21 protein-coding genes and 1 tRNA gene are annotated in these 23,679 nt (G+C 60.6%); 6 read left to right on the plus strand and 16 right to left on the minus strand.

What is annotated here, in order from left to right; genetic code table 11:
* Positions 1 to 135: 135 nt before the first annotated feature.
* Positions 136 to 1,035 (minus strand): LysR family transcriptional regulator, encoded by a 900-nt coding sequence (locus J1G35_RS16930; protein ID WP_223015506.1) that lies wholly within the window; start codon positions 1,033 to 1,035, stop codon positions 136 to 138.
* 209 nt (positions 1,036 to 1,244) lie between these two features.
* On the opposite strand from J1G35_RS16930, the gene J1G35_RS16935 reads away from it, so the two are divergent.
* Positions 1,245 to 2,513: an aminotransferase class III-fold pyridoxal phosphate-dependent enzyme gene (locus J1G35_RS16935; RefSeq protein WP_223015507.1), complete on the plus strand. Its 1,269-nt coding sequence runs from the start codon at positions 1,245 to 1,247 to the stop codon at positions 2,511 to 2,513.
* A 181-nt stretch (positions 2,514 to 2,694) separates the two neighbouring features.
* Positions 2,695 to 2,853 carry a YqaE/Pmp3 family membrane protein gene (locus J1G35_RS16940; protein WP_010207008.1) on the plus strand — a complete coding sequence of 53 codons (159 nt, stop codon included), beginning with the start codon at positions 2,695 to 2,697 and terminating at the stop codon, positions 2,851 to 2,853.
* A gap of 5 nt (positions 2,854 to 2,858) precedes the next feature.
* On the opposite strand, the gene pqqE is transcribed toward J1G35_RS16940, so the two are convergent.
* The 9 genes from pqqE to J1G35_RS16985 form a co-directional block, all read right to left on the minus strand.
* Positions 2,859 to 4,010: a pyrroloquinoline quinone biosynthesis protein PqqE gene (gene pqqE, locus J1G35_RS16945; RefSeq protein WP_167361101.1), complete on the minus strand. Its 1,152-nt coding sequence runs from the start codon at positions 4,008 to 4,010 to the stop codon at positions 2,859 to 2,861.
* Positions 3,982 to 4,257 carry a pyrroloquinoline quinone biosynthesis peptide chaperone PqqD gene (pqqD, locus tag J1G35_RS16950; RefSeq protein ID WP_131699110.1) on the minus strand — a complete coding sequence of 92 codons (276 nt, stop codon included), beginning with the start codon at positions 4,255 to 4,257 and terminating at the stop codon, positions 3,982 to 3,984. The genes pqqE and pqqD overlap by 29 nt, the downstream gene beginning before the upstream one ends.
* Positions 4,254 to 5,006, minus strand: a complete 753-nt coding sequence (gene pqqC / locus J1G35_RS16955; protein ID WP_053131079.1) for a pyrroloquinoline-quinone synthase PqqC — start codon at positions 5,004 to 5,006, stop codon at positions 4,254 to 4,256. The genes pqqD and pqqC overlap by 4 nt, the downstream gene beginning before the upstream one ends.
* Before the next feature lie 11 nt (positions 5,007 to 5,017).
* Positions 5,018 to 5,929, minus strand: a complete 912-nt coding sequence (gene pqqB, locus J1G35_RS16960; RefSeq protein ID WP_053131082.1) for a pyrroloquinoline quinone biosynthesis protein PqqB — start codon at positions 5,927 to 5,929, stop codon at positions 5,018 to 5,020.
* A gap of 71 nt (positions 5,930 to 6,000) precedes the next feature.
* On the minus strand, positions 6,001 to 6,075 hold the full coding sequence (gene pqqA, locus J1G35_RS16965; RefSeq protein ID WP_003194766.1) for a pyrroloquinoline quinone precursor peptide PqqA: 75 nt from the start codon (positions 6,073 to 6,075) through the stop codon (positions 6,001 to 6,003).
* A gap of 159 nt (positions 6,076 to 6,234) precedes the next feature.
* The gene (gene pqqF, locus J1G35_RS16970) at positions 6,235 to 8,604 is read right to left on the minus strand and encodes a pyrroloquinoline quinone biosynthesis protein PqqF (RefSeq protein WP_223015508.1); all 2,370 of its coding nucleotides are present in this window, start codon (positions 8,602 to 8,604) and stop codon (positions 6,235 to 6,237) included.
* Positions 8,605 to 8,652: 48 nt separating this feature from the next.
* A complete protein-coding gene (locus tag J1G35_RS16975; RefSeq protein WP_223015509.1) occupies positions 8,653 to 9,447 on the minus strand; it encodes a carbon-nitrogen hydrolase family protein in 795 nt (264 codons plus the stop codon).
* Between the two features lie 11 nt (positions 9,448 to 9,458).
* On the minus strand, positions 9,459 to 11,141 hold the full coding sequence (locus tag J1G35_RS16980) for an NAD(P)/FAD-dependent oxidoreductase (protein ID WP_223015529.1): 1,683 nt from the start codon (positions 11,139 to 11,141) through the stop codon (positions 9,459 to 9,461).
* Between the two features lie 168 nt (positions 11,142 to 11,309).
* A complete protein-coding gene (locus J1G35_RS16985; protein ID WP_053131091.1) occupies positions 11,310 to 11,756 on the minus strand; it encodes an Lrp/AsnC family transcriptional regulator in 447 nt (148 codons plus the stop codon).
* 138 nt (positions 11,757 to 11,894) lie between these two features.
* Between J1G35_RS16985 and J1G35_RS16990 the strand changes: the two genes are divergently transcribed.
* Positions 11,895 to 12,320: a VOC family protein gene (locus J1G35_RS16990; RefSeq protein ID WP_053131093.1), complete on the plus strand. Its 426-nt coding sequence runs from the start codon at positions 11,895 to 11,897 to the stop codon at positions 12,318 to 12,320.
* Between the two features lie 72 nt (positions 12,321 to 12,392).
* Here the strand turns inward: J1G35_RS16990 and J1G35_RS16995 are convergent.
* The 5 genes from J1G35_RS16995 to rpsU form a co-directional block, all read right to left on the minus strand.
* Positions 12,393 to 12,469 (minus strand) — tRNA-Ile (locus J1G35_RS16995).
* Positions 12,470 to 12,484: 15 nt separating this feature from the next.
* Entirely contained in the window at positions 12,485 to 16,228 is a 3,744-nt protein-coding gene (locus J1G35_RS17000) for an EAL domain-containing protein (RefSeq protein ID WP_053131120.1), read from the minus strand.
* A 121-nt stretch (positions 16,229 to 16,349) separates the two neighbouring features.
* Positions 16,350 to 18,200, minus strand: coding sequence for an RNA polymerase sigma factor RpoD (rpoD, locus tag J1G35_RS17005; protein ID WP_053131122.1), 1,851 nt, complete (start codon positions 18,198 to 18,200; stop codon positions 16,350 to 16,352).
* 67 nt (positions 18,201 to 18,267) lie between these two features.
* The gene (gene dnaG, locus J1G35_RS17010; protein ID WP_223015510.1) at positions 18,268 to 20,238 is read right to left on the minus strand and encodes a DNA primase; all 1,971 of its coding nucleotides are present in this window, start codon (positions 20,236 to 20,238) and stop codon (positions 18,268 to 18,270) included.
* 445 nt (positions 20,239 to 20,683) lie between these two features.
* Complete coding sequence (gene rpsU, locus J1G35_RS17015; RefSeq protein ID WP_002551877.1) at positions 20,684 to 20,899, minus strand: 30S ribosomal protein S21; 216 nt, start codon at positions 20,897 to 20,899, stop codon at positions 20,684 to 20,686.
* A 203-nt stretch (positions 20,900 to 21,102) separates the two neighbouring features.
* On the opposite strand from rpsU, the gene tsaD reads away from it, so the two are divergent.
* Positions 21,103 to 22,128, plus strand: coding sequence for a tRNA (adenosine(37)-N6)-threonylcarbamoyltransferase complex transferase subunit TsaD (gene tsaD / locus J1G35_RS17020; RefSeq protein WP_027605922.1), 1,026 nt, complete (start codon positions 21,103 to 21,105; stop codon positions 22,126 to 22,128).
* A 33-nt stretch (positions 22,129 to 22,161) separates the two neighbouring features.
* Here tsaD and plsY read toward each other — a convergent pair whose 3' ends face one another.
* A complete protein-coding gene (gene plsY / locus J1G35_RS17025) occupies positions 22,162 to 22,731 on the minus strand; it encodes a glycerol-3-phosphate 1-O-acyltransferase PlsY (protein WP_223015511.1) in 570 nt (189 codons plus the stop codon).
* A gap of 72 nt (positions 22,732 to 22,803) precedes the next feature.
* Between plsY and folB the strand changes: the two genes are divergently transcribed.
* Positions 22,804 to 23,157, plus strand: a complete 354-nt coding sequence (gene folB, locus J1G35_RS17030; protein ID WP_053131128.1) for a dihydroneopterin aldolase — start codon at positions 22,804 to 22,806, stop codon at positions 23,155 to 23,157.
* The gene (gene folK, locus J1G35_RS17035; protein ID WP_053131129.1) at positions 23,148 to 23,666 is read left to right on the plus strand and encodes a 2-amino-4-hydroxy-6-hydroxymethyldihydropteridine diphosphokinase; all 519 of its coding nucleotides are present in this window, start codon (positions 23,148 to 23,150) and stop codon (positions 23,664 to 23,666) included. The genes folB and folK overlap by 10 nt, the downstream gene beginning before the upstream one ends.
* The last annotated feature ends 13 nt before the right edge of the window (positions 23,667 to 23,679 follow it).

Raw genomic sequence — 23,679 nt, forward strand, 5'->3', positions numbered from 1 at the left:
TGGACGTCGCGCAGGAAGCGCAAAGCAACAACACGGACACGTAGGATTCTGCCAGGATGGCGGAGTGAAATGGATGTCAGGGAAACAGTCTGCAAAGCCCCGCTTCGGCGGGGTTTTCTTTTGCCCGCAGAAAAGTCAGGGAGTCGTCTGTGGGGCATTCATGACGTCTTCCAGCAACGTGCGCAGCAACGCCACCGTCGCCTGCTGGCGCTGTACATCGCGGCACACCAAGCCTACTTTGAGCGGCACCCTGGGTTCACTCAAGGGTTTCCATAGCAGCAACTGGCTGTTGTGTTCATCCTGGGAACGTCCCGGCAATACTGTGGCGAGTTGGGTATGGGGCAAGCTGTCGAGAATCCCTACCATGGTATTCAACTCCGCCTGCACTTGCGGCCGCCGTCCTAGGTTGGATAACTGGCCCTGCCAGATCTGTCGAACCTGAAACTCTTCCCCCAGCAGCAACATCGGCAATTCGGCCGCCTGTTTCAGCGAGACTTTCTTGAATTCGCGCAGGGGATGGTCCTCGGGGATGACCACCTTCAATTCATCTTCGTACAACAACACGCCATGCAATCCCGGCTGGCGTGGCGGCAGGTAGCTGATGCCGATGTCCAGCGAGCCGTTAAGCAACCGCCGTTCAATCTCAAGCCCGGTCAATTCGTAGATCTGCACCACCAAGTGCGGCTGAGCCTTGCGCACGCGCTCGAGCATTTGCGGGACCAGGCTGGTGTGCACGGTTTGCAGCACGCCGATGGCCAGGGTGCGCATGGCCTGGCCCTTGAAGTTACGCAAGGCTTCGACGGCTTGCTGCATGCCGTCGATCAGCGGCAAAGCGTGGTTGTACAGCGTATGGGCGGCCAGGGTGGGCAGCAGGCGCTTGCTGCTGCGTTCAAACAGGCTTACATCGAGGTTCTGCTCCAACTGGCGGATCTGTTGTGACAGTGCCGGCTGGGAGATCGACAGGCGTTCAGCGGCACGGCCCACATGGCCTTCTTCATACACCGCGACGAAATAACGCAGTTGCTTGAAATCCATAAGACTTACTTATCGAAAAAGCTGGAAAATCGAAATGGCCGTTGGCCCCCGAGACGCCTAGTCTAGCGCCTATTCGCAGGGCTTACAGGGCCGGATCGGGCAATGAACAGCGTTTATGTTGATGGCGTTTACATAGGCAAGGCAACACACCCCCAGGCACTGGTTGCCGGAAAACCCGACCAAGGTCCGGTTGCCAATGGGGGGCGGTTGTGAATCTCTTCAATATGCGTCGCCCCGTACCCAGCCTGGACGACCTGGTTCTCGACGCATCGCCTGATGCCCTGTCCAGCGAGGCGTTGATGCCCACCGTGGTCCGGCCTGCCCAGGTCTTCGTACGCGGCCAGGGCTCCTGGCTGTGGGACAGTGATGATCGGGCCTACCTGGATTTCAGCCAGGGCAACGCTGCCAACAGCCTCGGCCACAGTCCGCAGGTGTTGATCAAAGCCCTCGCCGACCAGACCCAGGCACTGATCAATCCGGGCATGGGGCTGCATAACCGCGCTCAACTCAACCTTGTCGACCGCCTGTGCCATCGCACCGGCAGCGACCAGGCCTACCTGCTCAACAGTGGTGCCGAGGCCTGCGAAGCGGCGATCAAGCTGGCGCGCAAGTGGGGCCAGCTGCATCGCGGCGGGGCCTACCGCATTATCAGCGCCAGCAATGGTTGCCATGGACGTAGTTTCGCCGCACTGGCGGCGTCAGCGGGCACTCTGGAAAACCGCTTTGAACCGCAGTTGCCAGGCTTCAGCCACGTGCCGTTCAACGACCTGCCGGCCCTGCATGCCGCCGTCGATGCGCAGACAGTGGCCATCATGCTGGAGCCGATCCAGAGCGAAGCCGGTGTGATCCCCGCGACGGAACATTACCTCAAGGGCGTTGAACGGCTGTGCCGCGAACTGGGGATCCTGCTGATCCTCGACGAAGTACAAACCGGCCTCGGCCGTTGCGGCACCTTGCTTGCCGAACAGCAGTACGGCGTACGTGCCGACATCATCACCCTCGGCAAAGGCCTGGGCGGTGGCGTGCCGTTGGCGGCGCTTCTGGCGCGCGGCAACGCCTGTTGCTTCGACGTGGGAGAGTTGGAAGGCACCCATCATGGCAACGCGCTGATGGCATCGGCCGGGCTGGCGGTACTTAATACGGTGCTGGAGCACAGTTTCCTGGAACACGTCCGTGAATCCGGCCTTTACCTGGGCGAAGGACTTGCCCGCCTGGCCTACCGTTACGACCAGGGCCAATTGCGCGGCCACGGCCTGATGTGGGGCCTGACGCTGTCGGATGATTCTGCTGATGCAGTGGTAAAAGCCGCCCTGCACGAAGGCCTGATCCTCAACGCCCCGCAACCTGACTGCCTGCGCTTCACCCCGGCGCTTACGGTGAGCAAAAGCAACATCGACGAAATGCTCCTGCGCCTGGCCCGCGCCTTCTCCCGCGTGCGCACCGCCCAGTTGCAATGCCGCAAGGGCATCGCCGTTTAACCCACTTTTCTGAACCGTCTCGCGGTATACGCGGCGCCTCCAGTCTGATTTTTTCGGCTGGGGGCGTTTTTTTGTCTGATCATTAAAGGATGGCCCGGTGCCAGATCCCACTGAACCCTCACGAACGCCCAAGGTCGATTAGCTACACGGCTCACACGAGCCGATTTTCTGGAGCTGACCCATGGACATCATTCGTATCATCATCGCCATTCTGCTGCCGCCACTGGGTGTGTTCCTGCAAGTGGGTTTCGCCGGCGCGTTCTGGCTGAATATTCTGCTGACCCTGTGCGGTTACTTCCCGGGCATCATTCACGCGGTGTACATCATCGCCAAGCGCTGAGCCCGTCAGCCTTTTGCGATGAGTCGTGAGTTGCGCTCATTGCGAAAGGCCAGCTGCTCGATGGTCTGGGTGGCATGTTCGGCCTCTTCCCGCGCCTTGAGGATGATGCCGTGCTGCTCGGACTTGCTGCACACCGGGTCGGCATTGCTTGCATCCCCCGTGAGCATGAACGCCTGGCAACGGCAGCCGCCGAAGTCCTTCTCCTTTTCATCGCATGAACGACACGGCTCGGGCATCCAGTCGTAGCCGCGAAAGCGATTGAAGCCAAACGAGTCGTACCAGATGTGCTGCATGCTGTGATCGCGCACATTGGGAAACTGCACCGGCATCTGTCGGGCACCGTGGCAGGGCAGGGCGGTGCCGTCTGGTGTGACTGTCAGAAAAATACTGCCCCAGCCATTCATGCAGGCTTTCGGGCGTTCCTCGTAGTAATCCGGCGTGACGAATATCAGCTTGCACGGGTGGCCTTCGGCTTCGAGCTTGGCGCGGTATTCGTTGGTGATGCGTTCGGCGCGTACCAGTTGTTCCTGGGTCGGCAACAACCCCACACGGTTGAGCTGCGCCCAGCCATAGAACTGGCAGGTGGCGAGCTCGACAAAGTCCGCTTCCAGTGCGATGCACAACTCAATGATGCGGTCGATCTTGTCGATATTGTGCCGATGGGTGACGAAGTTCAGCACCATCGGGTAGCCGTGCGCCTTCACTGCGCGGGCCATCTCCAGCTTTTGCGCGAAGGCTTTTTTCGACCCGGCCAGCAGGTTATTCACCTGTTCGTCACTGGCCTGGAAGCTGATCTGGATATGGTCCAGGCCGGCTTTCTTGAAGTCGCTGATCTTCTGCTCGGTCAGGCCGATACCCGAGGTGATCAGGTTGGTGTAGAACCCCAGCTTGCGCGCCTCGGCGATCAGCTCGGCGAGGTCCTGGCGCACCAGCGGCTCACCGCCGGAAAAACCCAATTGCGCGGCGCCCATCTCACGGGCCTCGCGAAATACCTTGATCCACTGCTCGGTGCTCAGCTCCTTGCCCTGCTCGGCAAAGTCCAGCGGGTTGGAGCAATACGGGCATTGCAACGGGCAGCGGTAGGTCAGCTCGGCGAGCAACCACAGCGGCAGGCCGATGGCCGGTTTTTCAGGCAAGGGTGATCCAGTGCTCAGCACGGGCGACCTCCATGAATTGCTCGATGTCTTCCGCCAGCTCAGGCACGCCGGGGAATTGCTTATCCAGCTCAGCGATGATCGCCGCCACGTCGCGCTCACCGTCAATCAAGCCACCAATCAGCGCGGCGCTGTCGTTGAGCTTGATCATGCCTTCGGGGTAGAGCAACACGTGGCCTTTTTGCGCGGGTTCGTACTGGTAGCGGTAGCCCTGGCGCCAGGTCGGTTTTCTGCTGCGATCAAAGCTCATAGGGTGATCCCTTTATGCCAGACCCGCTGCTCGGTCACGCTGTGATACGGCGGGCGTTTCAGTTCGTAGGCCATGCTCATGGCATCCAGCATGCTCCACAGGATATCGAGTTTGAACTGGAGAATTTCCAGCATGCGCTCCTGGCCCTCACGAGTGGTGTAGTGCTGCAAGGTGATTGCCAGCCCATGTTCTACATCGCGCCGAGCCTGGCCCAGGCGGGTGCGGAAATACTCGTAGCCGGTAGGGTCGATCCAAGGGTAGTGCTGCGGCCAGCTGTCGAGGCGCGACTGGTGGATCTGCGGCGCGAACAGCTCGGTGAGCGAGCTGCTGGCGGCTTCCTGCCAACTGGCGCGGCGCGCAAAGTTGACGTAGGCGTCTACCGCAAAGCGCACGCCGGGCAGCACCAGTTCCTGGGAACGCAGCTGGTCGGGGTCGAGGCCGACCGCTTGGCCCAACCGCAGCCAGGCTTCGATACCGCCGTCTTCACCGGGTGCGCCATCGTGGTCGAGCAGGCGCTGGATCCACTCGCGGCGGATCTCGCGGTCCGGGCAGTTGGCCAGGATCGCCGCGTCTTTCAGCGGGATATTCACCTGATAGTAGAACCGGTTGGCGACCCAGCCCTGGATCTGCTCGCGGGTGGCACGGCCTTCATACATCGCCACATGGTACGGGTGATGGATATGGTAGAAGGCGCCCTTGGCCTTAAGGGCTGCTTCGAATTCAGCGGGCGTCAACGGTGTGTCAGTCATTTCGGTTGCTCCTACAATTCAATGCTCATGCCGTCGTATGCCACTTCGACATTGCGCCGCACCAACTCGGCCCGCTCGGGGGAGTCTTCATCGAGGATCGGGTTGGTGTTGTTGATGTGGATAAGCACCTTGCGCTGCTTGGGCAACTGTTCCAGCACTTCGAGCATGCCGCCGGGGCCGTTCTGCGCCAGGTGGCCCATCTCGCGTCCGGTACGGGTGCCGACGCCACGGCGCTGCATTTCGTCGTCGTCCCACATCGTGCCGTCCACCAGCAGGCAATCGCTGCCGGCCATGATCTCCAGCAACGGCGCGTCGACCTTGCCCAGGCCAGGGGCGTAGAACAGTTTGCCGCCGGTGCGCAGGTCTTCGACGATCAGGCCGATGTTGTCGCCTGGGTGCGGGTCGAAGCGGTGCGGCGAGTACGGTGGGGCGGCGCTGCGCAGGGGCAACGGGGTGAAGCGCAGGTTGGGGCAGGCCGGGATGGTGAAGCTGGTATCCAGCTCGATGCGGTTCCAGGCCAGGCCGCTGTTCCAGTGGGTGAGCATGGTGAACAGCGGGAAGCCGGTGCTCAGATCTTCATGGACCATGTCGGTGCACCACACTTGATGCGGACAACCTTCGCGCAGGCTCAGCAAGCCGGTGGTGTGGTCGATCTGGCTGTCCATCAGGATGATGGCGCTGATGCCGGTGTCGCGCAGTGCGCGGCCGGGCTGCATCGGTGCAAAACCCTGGAGTTGTGCGCGGATATCCGGCGAGGCATTGCACAGTACCCAATTCACGCCGTCGTCGGAAATGGCGATGGACGACTGGGTGCGCGCCTGCGCCCGCAGGCTGCCGTCACGAAAACCTGCGCAGTTCACGCAGTTGCAGTTCCACTGCGGGAAGCCACCGCCGGCGGCGGAACCTAGAATCTGGACAAACATGGCCGCTCCATCAAGCAAAGCTCAAAACAAAAACGCCCCGGGCGAACCGAGGCGTTGTATTACCCAGCGGATTAACGGCTGGCGAAGTACATGGTGACTTCGAAGCCGATGCGCAGATCAGTGTAAGCAGGTTTGGACCAAGTCATATTCTTACTCCTACGAAGGGATGGGACGTTTACTACCAAGTAATACATATAGTCCACCTCCAGTCGGAGATGTTCAGATGTGTGCGTAGGAATGTTACTCAATTCTTTTCAAGTTAGCGCTGTCTTGGTGGAAAAAGCCTGTTGCAGGGTTAGCAATGATCAGCCAGCCGGGTGCCAGGTAGCCGAGATGCGCGGGCCATTGGCGACACAGCGCCAGCCGCCTGCAGCGTCGTTCAGTTGCTGTGCAGCGCGCTGCACGTCCTCATGGGTGAGGCGCTGGATCAGCTGCTGGAGCTGTTCCAGGTAACCCGACGAATGACCGGCCAAGCCCGCCTGCCAAAGCAGTTCGGCGGCTTGGGATATGGGTAGCGCCTGGGCTGAGAATTGCTGCGCCAGGGCCAGATTGCCGAGGTCTTCGCGACCGCTGATCAGCGCAGGTAGTTGCGCCATGAAGGCCAGCAGGTGATCAACGATGTCGTCACGGGAGAGGCTGGGCGACTGCACACCAAACAGCAGGCCGGTTTGTCCGTTGATCTGCCGGACTCCGCTGAAGACGGCGTAACCCAATTGCAGCTCGACCCTCAGGCGTTGGTAGAACGGCCCTTGAAGCACGTGCCCAAGCAATCGCCAGGACGCTTCATCGGCCAGGGATTGGCTGGGGGCCGGGCAAAACAGCAGCACGGCGGCTTCGCTTGAGTCGGTATTAACCTCGTGCCACACACGGTTTGCGCTGATGTTTTGAAGACGCTGCTCGCTGTGTGCAGGTTGTCCGGGCAGGCGGGCGGCAGCGGTCTTTATCAGCGCCTCACACGCGGCGGGCAGCCCCAGTCCCAGGCCGTGCCAGCGTGCAGTGGCCCAGGATGCAGGTTGCGCGCGGGAGTCGACAGTGCCAGTGGTGCAGCACGTGGGGAGTGCCTTGAGCAGTGCTCGAATGGCGATCATGGGCGTTGGTGCCGACGCCGCCTCCGGCGGCAAGTTCAGGCGCTGCGCCAACGCCTCCAGCACGGCTGGCATGGGCTCGTGAAGCCCGATCATTTTTACCAGCCAGTCATTACCCGTGGATTCGACAGATAATTCGACGCCCGCCTGGCGTGCGTCCTCACGCAATGGCTGCAAGGTGCTTTCCAGCGCGGCAGGCACGGGCGCGTCGAAGCGCCACTGCACGTACAGCGCGCCCTCGTCGCTGTCATCCGCCAAGGCTTGGCTGAACGTCAGCGCCGCTACGTCCCTTCGCCCCCGTGAACGATCCTGGGCAAACGTGCGCAAGCCTCGGTGAGCGCTGGTTTGGCCGCGAATCAGGCCGGCGCGTTCTTCTTTGATCGGTGGGCGCAGGAATGGGTTGTTCGGCGGCAGTTGCCAACGCTGTTCGGCGGGCGGCAAGTGCAGTGAATCAAGCAGGGCCTTGAGCGCAGCGACGCCCTGTTCACTGAGGTCTTCGCTGTCGTTTCGGGCCAATGCCAGGGCGCCCTGGGTCTGTTGTTGGCGGGCGTTCAGCAGGGCGAATTCTTCGCGCAGTGGCGTCCACTCGCTGTGTGCGAAAAAGCTCAACCAGTCGTGCAGCAGCGCCTCAATGTGTGTCGCCGGTTCGTCTGCGGCATCGAGCGTAAAGTCGATATCCAAGACGGCTTGCCCCGCAAAGTGGTACAGCACTGACCCCCGCAGGGCGCTGGCCAAGTGTCGGGTTTTCAACTCGGCGAGCAGCCCGCCCGGGGCACTGGCATTGAGCCAGGTGCAGAGGAAGTCCAGGGCTTCACGGGGCGCGTCACAGATCATGACCTGGTGCAGGTGGCCGCTGTCGATGTGTTGATAACGCCGAACCTGGCCTTGCATCAAGGCCGGTGGTGATGCCTGCGGATACCAGTGGCCTGGGATCAGTTGCGCGCCGAACTGCTGCGCCAGGCCTTCCAGCTCTTCCAGCGATTGTGGGCCGGCGAGGCTCAAGGTCATCTGCCCGCTTTGATAGAAATGCGCGTGGAATTCCCGCAGTGCTTGTTGAAATGCCTCACGCTCCACCGGCAGGCTGTCACGGTTGCCGGCGTGAAAACCGCGCAGCGGATGATCGGCTGCCAGGCCGGCCAGCACCGCTACTTGCTGCTGTGCCTGGGCATCCTGGGACCAGGCGATGTACTCGGCGTGCAGCACTTCGCGCTCGCGCAATTGATCTTCCAGGTCCAGGCGCGGATGAGCCAGCATGTCCGCCAGGCGCTCCAATCCGGCGGCAAAGGTCAACACCGGCAGTTCGAAGAAGAAGTCGGTGGTGCGTTCACGGGTACTGGCGTTGATCTGGCCACCGTGGCGCTGCACGTAGGCCATCAGCCCTTCGCCCGCAGGAAATCGCTCAGTGCCCAGAAACAACAGATGTTCCAGAAAGTGCGCCAGGCCCGGCCAGGCGAGCGGTACGTCGTGGCTGCCCGCCGCCACCCGTAGAACAGCCGCACAGCGCTTCAAGCGAGGCGCGTGGCGCAGGGAAATCCGCAGGCCATTGGCGAGGGTCAGGTGTGTGTGGTGAGGGTGGGCCGGCGCAGGCATGGGCACTTCCGAAACGTAGGAAGCGCCTATGCTAGCAAACCCGCCAGTTCAGGGCTTGTACAGCGTGCCGTACAACTCTGGGCGCCGGTCTTGCAGGTAGTGATTGGCGGCGCGCGCGTCGAGGAGCGACTGGCGCTCCAGTGTGCCGACGATCAAGGCTTCATCCAGGCCGGCCTGGGCGATTCTCTGGCCATCCGGTGCGGCGATGCTGCTTTGTCCGCAGTACTGGATATCGCCTTCGTGCCCGCAGTAATTGGCGTAGGCCACATAGCACTGGTTCTCGAAGGCTCGCGCCCGCACGGTGACATCGGCGACAAAGTCGAACGGCACCATGTTGGCGGTGGGCACCAGGATCAGCTCGGCGCCGGCCAAGGCCAGGCGTCGGGTGTTCTCCGGGAACTCGAGGTCATAGCAGATCAAGAACCCCAGCTTCCATCCGTTGAGCTCCACCAGCGGGAAATCATCTTCGCCGGCACTGAACATCGAGTGGTCCAGATCGCCGAACAGATGGGTCTTGCGGTAGTTGCACAGGCGCTGGCCGTGGCTGTCGATCAGTTGTACGGCGTTGTAGACCTGCCCATCGTCGGCGCGCTCCGGGTAGCCGTACAGAATCGCCAGCCCGGCGTTTTGCGCGATTTCGGCGATGGCTTGCGCAGACTCCCCATCTTGAGTCTCGGCCAAGGCCCCCACGGCTTCGGCACCGATGTTGTAACCGGTGAGGAACATCTCCGGCAGCACCAGCACATCGGCATCGGTCGCTTCATGCGCGAGCTGGTGCAGGCGCTTGAGGTTCCCGGCTACATCCAGCGGTAGCGGCGGGCATTGGTACAGGGCGACACGCATGGCGTAACTCCTTAATCGGCCAGGGCAATCGGCCCGATTTCATCAAATACATCACCCGGCCCCGGGTTCTCGGGGTGAGTGCTGCCACCGAAGTGGGTCATGATGCCCCACACCGCGTTCAGTGAGGTTTGTACTGCGCCTTCAACCCAGGCGGGCGTCCAGGACACGTCGTCACCGGCGATAAAAATCCCACGTTGTTCGGCGGGCATGTCCTTCTGCATGAAGTGCGCATACATACGCTGGTTGTAGCGGTAATGACCCGGAAGCGCACCTTTGAAGGCTCCGAGAAAGTGCGGGTCGGCTTCCCAGGACACGGTGATCGGGTCGCCGATGATGCGCGCCTTGATGTCGACTTTCGGGTAGATCTTGTTCAAGGCGTCCAGGGCCAGTTTCACCCGTTTGTCGATGGGTTGCGGGAGCATTTTCAGCGCGTCGCTCATCCACGAGTACGACAGGCAGATCACCCCTGGCTTGTCGTCGCCGTTGTCGAAAAGGTAAGTGCCGCGCGTGAGGCGATCGGTGAGGGTCATGCTCATCAGGTCGCGGCCGGTTTCCGGGTCTTTGTCTTTCCAGAACGGGCGGTCGACCATCACGAAGGTCTTCGACGATTGCATGTAGCGCGTGCGGTCCAGCGCCATCCACATCTTTTGCGAGAACAGGGTTTCATCGCACTCGATCTGGGTGGTCAGCAGCCAGCTTTGGCAGGTGGTGAGCACGGCCGCGTATTCGCGGGTATCGCCGTAGTTGTCGGTCACCGCGAAACGGCCATCGGCCGCATGGGCGATGCGCTTGACCCCGGCCCGTGGTGCACCGCGGTGCAGCGAGCTCAGGCTGGTACCGGCGGGCCAATGGGCGCAACGCTCCGGCACATGGCGCCAGATGCCCATCGGCACCTGGGCCACGCCACCGACGACCAGGTGTTGGTGGTCGTCGCAATTGGTCATGACCACGCGGAAAATTTCCAGCATGGAGTTGGGGAAGTCCGAGTCCCAGCCGCCGGTGCCGAAACCCACCTGGCCAAACACTTCACGGTGGTGGAACGACAACTTGGCGAAGGCCTTGGAGGTGGCCACGAAGTCGTAGAAAGTGCGGTCGTCCCACAAGGGCACCAGCGTGTTCCACAGCGCCTTGAGGCGCGGTACATCGCGGTCGCGGATGGCTTGCTGGATGTCGCCGAATTGCGAGCCGGCTTCCAGGGCATCGGCCCAGGCGTCAGCCACTTCCTGGAACAGCGCAGGCAAATCGGACAGCTTTTGTGCGTAGTGGGTCTGGCCTTCCAGATCGATCACCGTACTGCCGGAGGCCGGCGTCAGTGGGTTCGGGAAGGGTTTGGTTTCCAGGCCCAGCTTGTCGACGTAGTGATAGAACGCGGTGGATGACACCGGAAAGCGCATGCCGCCCAGCTCGGCGATGATGCCTTCGGCTCCTTCGAACGCCTGGGAGCGCAAACGGCCGCCCATCTTCGAGGCCTCATACACTACGGGTTTGAGGCCCAGTTTCATCAGCTCGTAGGCGGCGACCAGCCCGGCGATACCGGCGCCGACGATGGCCACTTCGGCGCCATGGTTGGCGGCGGGGATGCTGCCGAGTCCGGCTGGGTGTTCGATCCAGTCATCAAAGGCGAACGGAAAATCCGGGCCGAAGATGGTGATGGGCTTTTTACCGTCTGCAGGGTGGCGATTGGTCTTGCTGATGGTGCTGGACGGAATGCTCATGGCTGGCCCTTGCTGGCGACTCGGCGGGAAGCGACCCGTTGAGTATAGGAAAAGATGGCAGCCAGTTTAGGCAGCGTTGCGCTCGTTAATAAGACGCAAAGTGCCGTCGTAATGAATTGTTTTTAGTCATAGTGACGAGATTGGTGGTCAGATTGGTTGTGCACGATCCAGTTTGTTACTGAGGATGATCGAAGTGGTGGTCTTTTCAACGCCGTCTACGCTGCCGATCTGGTCTAGCAATTGATCGAGCTGCTCCGGCGAGTCGGTGCGCAACCAGGCCACGTAATCGAACTCACCGCTCACTGCGCACAGTTGCTGAACCTGGGCCATGGCGCTCAGCCTGCGCAGCACTTCTTTGCCCGAGCGCGGTTGCACGGTGATTCCCACATAGGCTTGCAAACCACCGTCCACCACTCGTTGGCCAAGGCGCACACCATAACCGGTGATCACCTGGGTTTTCTCCAGGCGTGCCAGGCGCGACGTCACCGTGGTGCGCGCGATGCCCAGTTGCCGGGCAAGCATGGCCACGCTTTCGCGGGCATTGATCTGCAGGGCGGCGATCAGTTGGCGATCGATTTCATCTAGAACAGGCACGTTAGGCTCCGTGACGGGCGGCAATGGGAACGCATGTTACAGGCATGGATCGGCCAGCAGGCAGCATTCAGCGTGGTCTGGCGGCCGGCGCGGTTGAACTAAACTCGGGGCAACTGACGCCCACAGAGGTTTGAACTGATGACACTCGCACCCTTTCACCTGGCAATTCCGGTATTCGATCTCGCCGCTGCACGCCACTTCTACGGCGAAGTGTTTGGGTTGGAGGAGGGCCGCTCCAGCGAACACTGGGTCGACTTCAACTTCTTCGGCCATCAGTTGGTGATCCACGAACACCCGAAAACCGCCTCTCAAGAAGCCGCCCATACCAACGCTGTCGACGGCCACGACGTGCCCGTGCCGCATTTTGGCGTAGTGCTGGGCTGGGAAGATTGGCACGCCCTGGCAGACCGTTTGAAGGCGCGCCAGACGAAGTTTGTGCTGGAACCGCATATTCGGTTCAAGGGACAGGTGGGTGAGCAGGCGACCTTGTTCCTGTTCGACCCGTGCGGCAATGCGTTGGAGTTCAAGGCATTCAGGGATATTGGGCAGTTGTTTGCGAAATAAGGTTGTCGGCAGCCGCCACGCAAAACGTCTGTGCCAGACACACAAAAGCCGCGCAATGCGCGGCTTTGGAGTTGGTGGGCCCACACGGACTTGAACCGTGGACCAAAGGATTATGAGTCCTCTGCTCTGACCAACTGAGCTATAGGCCCTCAGTAGGTCGCGGATTATAACGATGGTTTCTTCACTGTGCTATCCGAAAAATCCTCAATGCTCCTGCGAAGGAAGGTAGCCGCAAAAAGCTCGGGCGGTAGAGGCAGGCTCACGATGTAGCCCTGCATCTGTTGGCAGCCTTCTGCGGCAAGGAAGGCTTGCTGTGCCGGGTTCTCCACGCCCTCGGCGATGATGGTGAATTGCATGCTGTGGCCCAAGGCGATGATGGCGCGCACGATGGCGGCGTCGTGGGGATCGTCGGGCAGGCCGCGGACGAAGGACTGGTCGATCTTCAGGAAGTCCAGCGGCAACCGTTTGAGGTAGCTGAGGGATGAGTAGCCGGTGCCGAAGTCATCAATTGCCAGTTGTACACCCAGGTGTTTGAGCTGGTGCAGCACCTCCAGGGCTTCTTCGGCCTGGCTCATGATGAAGTTTTCGGTGATCTCCAGTTGCAGGCAGCCGGGTTCGAGGCGGTAATCATGCAACAGCTGTTCGATCCGACCCAGCAAACCGGGGTGGCGCAGTTGCGCGCCGGCAAGGTTGACCGATAGCGGACCGAAGTTATCGAAGGTGGTCTGCCAGGCGTGCATTTGCAGGCAGGCCTGCTCAAGCACCCAGTCGCCAATCTGCAGGATCATGCCGTTCTCTTCGGCCAGGGCAATGAAGTGTTCGGGCGATACATCGCCAAAGGTGGGGTGGTGCCAGCGGATCAAGGCTTCGGCGCCGATCAGTGCTTGCGTTTCCAGGCTCAGTTTTGGTTGGTAATAGAGGCTCAACTCATCACGTTCGATAGCACGCCGCAGTTCGTGCTCCAGGGCCACGCGCTCATTGGCCTGGGCTGTCAGGTCGCGGGTGTAGCTTTCGACCCGGTTACGGCCCTTGGCCTTGGAGCGGTACATCGCGGCGTCGGCGTTCTTGACCAGCGTAGCGACGTCGGTGCCGTCCTGGGGGTACAGGCTGGTGCCGATGCTGGCACTGATGAAGAACTCGTGTTCGCCGGCCTGGAACGGCGGGGTGAAGCAGGCCAGCAGCTTATTGGCCAGGTATTCGGCGTCGCTGGCGTGTTGCAGGCCGGGTAGCAGAATGATGAATTCATCGCCGCCCAGGCGCGCGACGGTATCGATGTCACGCAGTTGTTCCTTGAGGCGTACGGCGATGTCTTTGAGCAGCAGGTCGCCGATCGGGTGGCCAAGGCTGTCGTTGATGTGTTTGAAGCGGTCCAGGTCGAGAAACAGCACCGCGCCTTGTTTACCGGTTTCCTGATGACCGTTGAGGGCCGCCTGCAACCGACTTTCAAATAACGTGCGGTTGGGCAGGCCGGTTAGTGGATCGTGGTGCGCTTGATAGTCGAGGCGTGCCTGGGCGAGCTTGAGACTGGAGATGTCGGCAAACACGGCGACAAAGTGCGTGATCAACTGGTCGCGGTTGCGCACGGCGCTGATGGTCAGCCAGCTGGGGTACAACTCGCCGTTCTTGCGGCGGTTGGAGATCTCGCCCTGCCAATGACCTTGGGCTGTCAGTTGGTGCCACATGGCGGCATAGAAGGCACTGTCATGCAAGCCGGAGGCGAGCAAGCGCGGGGTCTGGCCAAGGGCTTCGGCTTCGCTGTAGCCGGTGATCTCGCTGAAGGCGCGGTTTACGGCGCTGATGTTCTGGCGGGTGTCGGTGATCAATACACCTTCGGCGGTACTCTCGAAGACTGTCGCGGCCTGTTGTAGTTTTTCCTGCATCAGTTGGCGCTCGGTGATGTCCCGGGCGATGGTGAGCATGCAGGCTTCACCGGCGATTGGCAGTGGGCGGCTGGAGACTTCACACAGCCGAATCTGTCCGTCGCTGCGGCGTATGTGGCAAATGAAGTCACGCACAAATCCATCCCGATGCATCAATTCCAGCATGTGCTTGCGTTCGTTGAGGTCGACCCAGATGCCCAGGTCCAGGGTCGACTGGTCGAGGGATGCCGCGCTGTTGAAGCCGGTGATGCGACTGAACCCATCGTTCACTTCAATCAGCAGGCCGTCACGCTGTCGGCTTAACAGCAAGCCGTCGGGAGAGGCATGAAAGGCCTTGGCGAATTTCTCTTCGGAGATTTGCAGTTGCTGCTGGGTTTCTTTGAGCTGGGTGATGTCGCGCACTACCACGACGATGGCTTCAGTGGTGTCGAGTTGAAACGGTTCGGCGGAAATCAGGCCGGTAAAGGATTGGCCGTTGCTGCGCAGAAAAGGCATTTCCAGGTTTCGGATGCTGGTGGTCTGCACGCGTTGCAACAGGTCCGGGCCGATGCCCGGGATGCCCCAGATATTCAGCGCCGTCGCGGTTTTGCCAATCACCTCTTCGGCCTTCAGGCCCACTTGATCCTCAAACGCCTTGTTGACCTCCAGCAGGCAACCGTCGGCCAGCCGTGCGATCACCAAAATATCCGGGCATTGCTGGAACACCGAGGCAAACTTCTGCTCGGACAACTGCAAGGCTTCCTCGGTGCGCTTGGCCTCGCTGATATCAATCATCAAACCGCGCAGTACGGGCTCATGGCCGTGTTCGATCAGGCTGACAATATCGCGTACCCACAGGCAACGGCCGTCGGCGGTAATCACCCGGTAATCAACACTGTGGTCGCGGTTGGCGCGGGTTTCGCGGTAGCAATAGGCTTCGGTGCGGATAAGGTCGGCGGGGTGAATGATGTTGCGCCAGAAGCCCGGAATCAGCCAATGGGCGCGCGGGTAACCGAGCAGATCCTCGGCATGGGGTGACACGTAGCTGTAGGTGAAATCGCTGACGCTGGCTTCCCAGGCGATGGCGGACAGGCTCTCCACCAGGCCGCGATAATGGTATTCGCTGCTGCGCAATTCCTGTTCGAGGGCGACGCGGCGGGAAATTTCCGAACTCAGCCGGCGATTGATCCGAATCACGACGCCCAATACCGTGCTTAGCAGCAGCACGGCGGGCAGCCCGTACATCAGCAGGTCGCTCCAGAAGGTGCGGTTATCGGTGAACCTACCCACCCAGTGTTGCTGAATGGCGTTGGTCTCGGTCGGGCTGAGGTCGGCAAGGACTTTATCCAGGATACCCACCAGCATTTTGTCGTCTCGTGGCACTCCCATCGCCAATTGATAGCGGTAGGGCGTTTCACCGCTGACGTACAGGCCGTCAAGCTTGAGTTCGCGCAGGCTCCAGACGCTGGATGCCAGGTCGCTGACCACGGCATCCACTTCGCCAGTGGCCAGTGCTTGCAGCGTGGAGCTGACGTTGGGCAGGGCCACCAGGTTGAGGTCGGGGTGGTGGGTACGCAATAGCTCGTGGGGGGCGTAGTTTTCCACCACGGCGACCTTCAGCCCGTAAAGGTCCTTGAGATTGCGCGGCCGTGCCCCGCCTTCGTGGGCAAGGATGACCATCGGAAAGTCGATATACGGCCGCGTGAAGGCCAGGTAGTTCTGGCGTTCCGGGGTCGACATGATACTGGGAACAAGGTCGAGCTGATTGCTGCGCGCCATATCCAGCACAACGCCCCAGCTCGATGGCTCGATCAGCTTTACCCTGACACCCAGACGGTCCTGGATCAGGCGTACATAATCTGCCGACAAGCCCAAGTAGCGGCCATCTTCATCACGGTATTCGAACGGTGGCCATGAGGCGTCCACCCCAAGGCGCAGCTCCTGATGGTCCGCCAGCCAGCTACGCTCATCATCGGTAAGAGTCAACGCGCCAGCCGTTGCGGTCCAGGTCAGCAGCGACAGCAGTATCACGGTCGGCAATCTGGGCATAACGGTCTCGTTATGGCACGGGGAATGTTTCGAGTGTAGACGGGCATTGCGGGAGAGGGGATTCGCGCGGGATTTTATCTGTACAAAGCAAAACCCCCGGCCTGGGCCGGGGGTTCTGGTGTCACTCGTCGAGGAAGGAGCGTAGATGCTCGCTTCGCGTCGGGTGGCGCAACTTGCGCAACGCCTTGGCTTCGATCTGACGGATCCGCTCGCGGGTCACGTCAAACTGCTTACCGACTTCCTCAAGGGTGTGGTCGGTATTCATGTCGATGCCGAAACGCATGCGCAGTACCTTGGCTTCACGGGCAGTGAGGCCGGACAGTACGTCGCGGGTCGCTTCTTTAAGGCTCTCAACAGTGGCGACATCGATTGGCGACTGCATGGTCGAGTCTTCGATGAAGTCACCCAGGTGGGAGTCTTCGTCATCACCGATCGGGGTTTCCATGGAGATCGGCTCTTTAGCGATCTTCAATACCTTGCGGATTTTATCCTCAGGCATTTCCATGCGTTCACCCAGCTCTTCCGGGGTCGGTTCGCGACCCATTTCCTGCAACATCTGCCGGGAAATACGGTTGAGCTTGTTGATGGTCTCGATCATGTGCACCGGAATACGGATGGTGCGGGCCTGGTCGGCGATCGAGCGAGTGATCGCCTGACGGATCCACCAGGTGGCATAAGTCGAGAACTTGTAGCCGCGACGGTATTCGAACTTGTCCACAGCCTTCATCAAGCCGATGTTGCCTTCCTGGATCAGATCGAGGAATTGCAGGCCACGGTTGGTGTACTTCTTGGCAATGGAGATCACCAGACGCAAGTTCGCTTCAACCATTTCTTTCTTCGCGCGGCGGGCCTTGGCCTCACCGATCGACATGCGACGGTTGATGTCCTTGATCTCGGCAATCGTCAGACCGGTTTCGGTCTCAAGTGCAGTCAGCTTCTGCTGGCAACGGATGATATCCGGCTGCAGGCGGCCAATGGCTTCAGCGTACTTCGCCTTGCCTTTGGCCAGAGCATCGCTCCAGCTTTCGTCAACTTCGTTGCCCGGGAACTGGCGCAGGAAGTCGGTACGCGGCATGCGCGCATCACGGACACAGAGCTGCATGATCGCACGCTCTTGTGCACGCAGACGCTCAAGGGCGCTACGAACGCGTTCAACCAGGCCTTCGAATTGCTTCGGTACCAGCTTGATCGGCATGAACAGCTCTGCCAGCGCCAGCAGCTCGGCAATTGCCAGCTTGTTGGAGCGACCGTGCTTTTTCAGGGCCTTGCGGGTGATTTCCATTTGATCGGAAACCGCACCGAAACGCTGGGCGGCGATGATCGGGTCTGGACCGCTTTCGACTTCGTCTTCGTCATCACTGCTGGCTTCAGCGTCGTCGTCTTCGGTGTCATCGTCCGCTTTCGCGGCTTTGGCATCGACAGGCGGCGGTACTTCGGCGGCAGGCGGCGCAATACCGTCATCCGGGTCGATATAACCGCTCAGGACGTCGGACAGGCGGCCACCTTCGGTGGTGACGCGAGTGTACTCGGAGAGAATGTGGTCAACCGTGCCAGGGAAGTGCGCGATTGCGCCCATCACTTCACGGATGCCCTCTTCGATACGCTTGGCGATTTCGATCTCGCCTTCGCGTGTCAGCAACTCGACGGTACCCATTTCACGCATATACATGCGCACAGGGTCAGTCGTGCGACCGATGTCGGTCTCCACCGCGGCCAACGCGGCAGCGGCTTCTTCAGCGGCTGCCTCGTCGGTATCGGCGTCGGCCAACATAAGGGCGTCCGCATCCGGAGCACTCTCGTGTACGGGGATCCCCATGTCATTAATCATGCGGATGATGTCTTCCACCTGCTCAGGATCTGAAATATCCTCAGGCAGGTGATCGTTGACCTCTGCGTAAGTCAGATACTTCTGCTCACGACCAAGGGTGATCAACTCTTTGATACGAGACTGCTGTTGCGCTTTTCCGGACATAACACCCTATCCACTGAAGGTCTTGGCGGGCAAAAAACAAGCCGAGGATTATACCCGAGCTATGACCTCACACGCCAGCTGAGGTCGGGTTTGATGCGGAAACATTCTGTTTTAAGAGGTCGCGCATCTGTTTTGCTATCTGAATTTGCTCTTCAGCCGATAATCCCGGCTGCCTCGCTCTCTTGATGAGTTCATCGAGGGTCTGCGTGTGCTGACCCGCGGATAACCTAGTAATGGTGTCTAAAAACTGTTGTTCAAGGTTGTCGCCGTCAATTAGCCACTCCTTTTCCGCGAGTGCTTTCAATAAGCGACCTTGTTCTGTGCCATGCCAGCGAGCCATCAACTGAATTGAGTTTAGCTTAGGATTTTTCTGCACGGCCTCGATCAGCGCGATCAGCACCTGAGCGTAGGTATTGCTCGCATTGGCAAAATGGTCAGCGCTTTCAACCTTGCCCGCCAATTGCGGGTGATGGATAAGGGTGCGCAGGGCAATCAGCGTCGGCGCTTCTACGGCAACCGGGGTGCGCGGGGCATAGGCCTCATCGCGATCACCGCGCTTGCCATTTTTGTTCCAGGGTTTCTTGTCCCATTTCTTGCCGCCGGCACCGGGTTTCTTCGGCGTCCATTCCTGTTGGGGCGCGTATGCCTCCTGGGGTTGATGGAAATCGGCGTAGTCCGGCATGGCGTCATAATCCATGCCTGGGTCATAGGCAGGCGGCGCGTCCTGCGGTGCGCTGTGCACCAGCTGGCTGACGGCTTCGCCACTCAGTCCTGTGATTTCCTGCAGGCGTTGGCGCATCAAGGTGCGCAGGTTCGCGCCTGGAACCTTGTCGATCAATGGCGCCGCAAGGGTGGCCATGTGGGCCTTGCCTTCGAGGGAGCGCGGGTCGGCTTCCTCGGTCAGTTGCTGGAAGAAATAATCCGCCAGTGGCTGCGCGTGTTGATTGATGCGTGCCCGGAATGCGTCGGTGCCTTCGGAGCGCACCAGGGTATCCGGGTCTTCCCCTTCAGGCAGGAACAGGAAGCGCGCGCGGCGCCCATCCTGCAGGCTCGGTAGCGTGGCTTCGAGTGCGCGCCAGGCGGCGTTGCGGCCGGCCTGGTCGCCATCGAAACAGAACAGCACGCTGGGCACTACGCGAAACAGGCGCTTCAAATGCTCTTCGCTGGTGGCGGTGCCAAGGGTGGCCACGGCATTGCGCAAACCTTGTTGGGCCAGGGCGATAACGTCCATATAGCCTTCAACCACGATGATTTCATCGAGATTTCGATTGTTCTTGCGCGCCTCAAACAGGCCGTACAGCTCCTGGCCCTTGTGGAATACCGGGGTTTCCGGGGAGTTCAGGTACTTGGGCTTGTCATCCCCCAGCACCCGGCCACCGAAGGCGATGATGCGGCCACGGCTGTCGCGGATCGGGAACATCACGCGATCGCGGAAGCGGTCGTAGCGCTTGCCGGTCTCGGCGTTCTCAACCAAAAGGCCGGCGTCGATCATGGCTTTTTGCTGCAGGGTGTCGCTGCTCAGGTGCTTGTACAGATTGTCCCAGCCTGGCGGGGCGAAGCCGAGACCGAAGTCGCGGGCGATTTCGCCGGTCAGGCCGCGACCCTTGAGGTAATCAACGGCGGCCTTGCGCTGCGGATGGCTTTTAAGTGCCTGGCGGTAAAAGTCGGCAGCGGCGTTGAGCAGTGGGTACAGCGGCGAGTCAGTGGGTTGCCGTGGTTTATGCGGGCGGCCACTTTCTTCGCGGGGGACTTCCATGCCGGCGGCTTTCGCCAGGTCCTCGATAGCCTGGGGGAAATCCAGGTTGTCGTGGTCCATCAGGAAGCCGAGGGCGTTGCCGCCCGCGCCGCAGCCGAAGCAGTAGTAGAACTGCTTGTCGGGGCTGACGCTGAATGACGGGGTCTTTTCCTTGTGGAACGGGCAGCAGGCTGTGTAGTTTTTGCCGGCTTTCTTCAGTTGCAGGCGCGAGCTGACAACATCGACGATGTCGGTGCGGTTCAGAAGGTCGTCAATAAAGCTCTGGGGAATCAGCCCGGCCATGGCGTTCTCGTCATCACTGCGTGTAAATGAGTGCCCGTGAAGTGCTCAAGCGCACGTGTCGAATGGCTCGACCATCAATCGTCTGCTTGGGCTGTCAGGAAGTGTATCTGCCGAACATTCACTGACGTTAATTTCAATCAGCTTTTCGGCGTAGAAATGTTGCCCGGGAGTCCGGCGTTGGCCAATGGTGGCCTCGGATGCTCATCGGTGGGCACAGCCGATACAGTTGATCGCCTGCTTATAAAATGAGTGTGCTCGTCAGTAGCCTTGTTAGGCTCGTCAGAAGAGACGTGCACCGCTGGCAAAAGAGCCAGTCCTGACGTTTGAAGCGGTTGTATCAGTCGCGTGTGCGGCGTCAACGATGAAGCATCAAGCGATATCCGCAAATGCCAACAGCCCGGCTGAGGGCCGGGCTTGGCAGAAGCTTGCTACGAACGTCTGTGTATTAGTACAGACGAACGGCGCGGCGCTGTTCGCGCTGAACTTTCTTGGCGTGACGCTTAACAGCGGCTGCTGCTTTGCGCTTACGCTCAGAAGTTGGCTTCTCATAAAATTCGCGGCTACGAACTTCAGCCAGAACACCGGCTTTTTCGCAGGAGCGCTTGAAACGACGCAGAGCTACGTCGAAGGGTTCGTTCTCTTTTACTTTGACGGCTGGCATCCAGAGCTACCTTCTTTCATTACCGGGAATCAACGTTCTCGTCGCAAAAAATTCGCGGCTGAGGTCGTCGGTTTTTAAGGGTTGCGGATGTTAACCCCTCATCGGCAGGAATGCAAAGCCTCTGATCGAAAACCGCTAGTCGGGAGGGGGAGTGGCGACTATTATGCGCGCCTTCGAATTCAGCCTCTACAAGGCGCAAACCCATGCTAGTACTGGGACTTGAAACCTCCTGCGACGAAACCGGTGTCGCACTTTACGACAGTGAACGCGGGCTTTTGGCCGATGCACTGTTCAGTCAGATCGACCTGCACCGCGCCTATGGCGGCGTTGTGCCGGAGCTGGCCAGTCGTGATCACGTCAAACGTATGCTGCCGCTGATTCGCCAGGTGTTGGACGAGGCCGGTTGCGTGCCGACCGAGATCGATGCGATTGCCTATACGGCGGGCCCCGGATTGGTCGGAGCCCTTCTGGTTGGGGCCTCTTGCGCCCAGGCGCTGGCCTTTGCCTGGGGGATTCCGGCCCTCGGCGTGCACCACATGGAAGGCCATTTACTGGCGCCGATGTTGGAAGAGAACCCGCCGCAGTTCCCGTTCGTCGCTTTGTTGGTTTCGGGGGGGCATACGCAGCTGGTTCAGGTCGATGGGATCGGTCAATACACGCTTCTGGGCGAGTCCTTGGACGATGCCGCCGGCGAAGCTTTCGACAAGACGGCGAAGATGATGGGCCTCAATTACCCGGGTGGGCCGGAAATCGCTCGCCTCGCCGAAAAAGGCGTTGTCGGTCGCTACACTTTCCCGCGTCCGATGTGCGATCGCCCTGGTCTGATGTTCAGCTTCAGCGGCTTGAAAACCTCGGCGTTGAATACCTGGCAGCACAGCGTCAGCGCCGGGGACGACAGTGAGCAAGCCCGTTGCGACATCGCGCTGGCGTTCCAGCAGGCCGTGGTGGAGACTTTGACCATCAAGTGCAAGCGCGCCCTGAAACAGGCGGGCATGAAGCGCCTGGTGATCGCCGGTGGCGTCAGCGCCAACAAGGCGTTGCGCAGCTCATTGGAGAAGATGCTCGGTGATATGAAGGGGGATGTGTTCTACGCCCGTCCTGAGTTCTGCACCGACAATGGCGCGATGATCGCTTATGCCGGCTGTCAGCGCCTGCAGGCGGGGCAGCACGAAAGCCTGGCGATCAGCGTGCAGGCGCGCTGGCCGATGGAGCAGCTGCCGCCCTTGTAAATGCGCAACGTGAACCAGGCTCATTGACGGTATTTAAAAATGCCGTTCGCGCCCGGCAAACAGGTCGCGTAAATTGCCCCGGTGCCGCCAGACGATCAGCAGTGTCAGCACGCTCATCGGCAGCAGCGCCGCCGGCTCCTGCCAGGCCAGCAACGGCAGGGTGAGCGGCGTGGCGATCAGTGCAGCCAGCGAGCTGGTGCGGGTCAGGTAGAACGTCAACAGCCAGGCGAGCACGGCCAGCAACGCCGCCGGTGGGTAGATCCCCAGCAGCATGCCGGCTGCCGTGGCGACACCTTTGCCACCGCGAAAGCGGAAGTACAGTGGAAACAGATGGCCGAGGACGGCGCATATGCCCACCCAGGCCTGCTGTTGCAGGGTCAGGCCGGCGAGGTTGGCGATCAGTACGGGCAACAGGCCCTTGCACACGTCGCCCAGCAGCGTCAGTACGGCGAGCTTCTTGCCGGCCAGGCGCAACATATTGGTGGCGCCGGCATTGCCAGAGCCACTCATTCGCGGGTCGGGATTTCCCGTCAGGCGGCTGAGCAAAATGGCGAAGGACAGCGAGCCGAGCAGGTAGGCGAGAATCGCCAGTGACCAAAACATGCTAACTATTCCGGGCGAGGACGCCCTGATTCTAACGGGGCATCGCGCCCTTGTCGTGCTGCGGAGAAGAGCTTGGACAGAGTGTTTATCGAAGGCCTGGAAGTCGACACCGTGATCGGGGCCTACGACTGGGAGCGCGGAATCCGCCAATGCCTGCGCCTGGACCTGAGTTTCGCTTGGGACAATCGCCCGGCCGCGGCCGGCGACGACCTCACCCTCGCGCTGGACTACGCCAGCGTGTCCACGCGTATCCAGGCCTTTGCCGAGCAGTCCCAGTACCAACTGGTAGAGACCTTTGCCGAGCGCCTGGCCGAAGTGCTCATGAGTGAGTTCCAGATTCCCTGGCTGCACCTCAAACTGACCAAGCCCGGCGCCGTGCCGGCCGCCAAGGGCGTCGGCGTGGAGATCGAGCGCGGATGTCGCTAACGCAGATTTACCTTGGCCTGGGCAGCAATATCGAGCGCGAGACCCGTTTGTGCGCCGGCCTGGATGCGCTGGCGGGCTTTTTGACGGGGATTCGCTGCTCGGCGGTGTTCGAAAGCCAGCCGGTGGGTATCAAGAGCGGACCGTTCTTCAATCTGGTGGTATCGGCCTATACCGAACTGTCGTTGAAGGAACTGGATCGCCGTTTGAAATCCATTGAGGCCGACAACGGCCGCTATGCTCCGGACCGTAAGGGGCTGCCGTTGGATATCGACGTGTTGCTGTATGGCGATCTGGTGGGGGATTTCGATGGCTTGATCCTGCCAAGGGCCGAAATTCTGAAAAATGCCTTTGTGTTGTGGCCGCTGTCGATGATGGCGCCGGACCGTGTGCACCCTGAAGCGGGCAAGACGATGGCTGCACTCTGGCGTGATGCTCAGATCGATCAGGTGCTGGCGCCTGTCAGGTTTGAATGGCAGGGCCAGCCACTCACCCCGAACTCGCTCTTGTAGGCGCGCGCTTGCT

The sequence above is a fragment of the Pseudomonas sp. SH10-3B genome, assembly GCF_019891415.1.
Lineage (GTDB): Bacteria > Pseudomonadota > Gammaproteobacteria > Pseudomonadales > Pseudomonadaceae > Aquipseudomonas.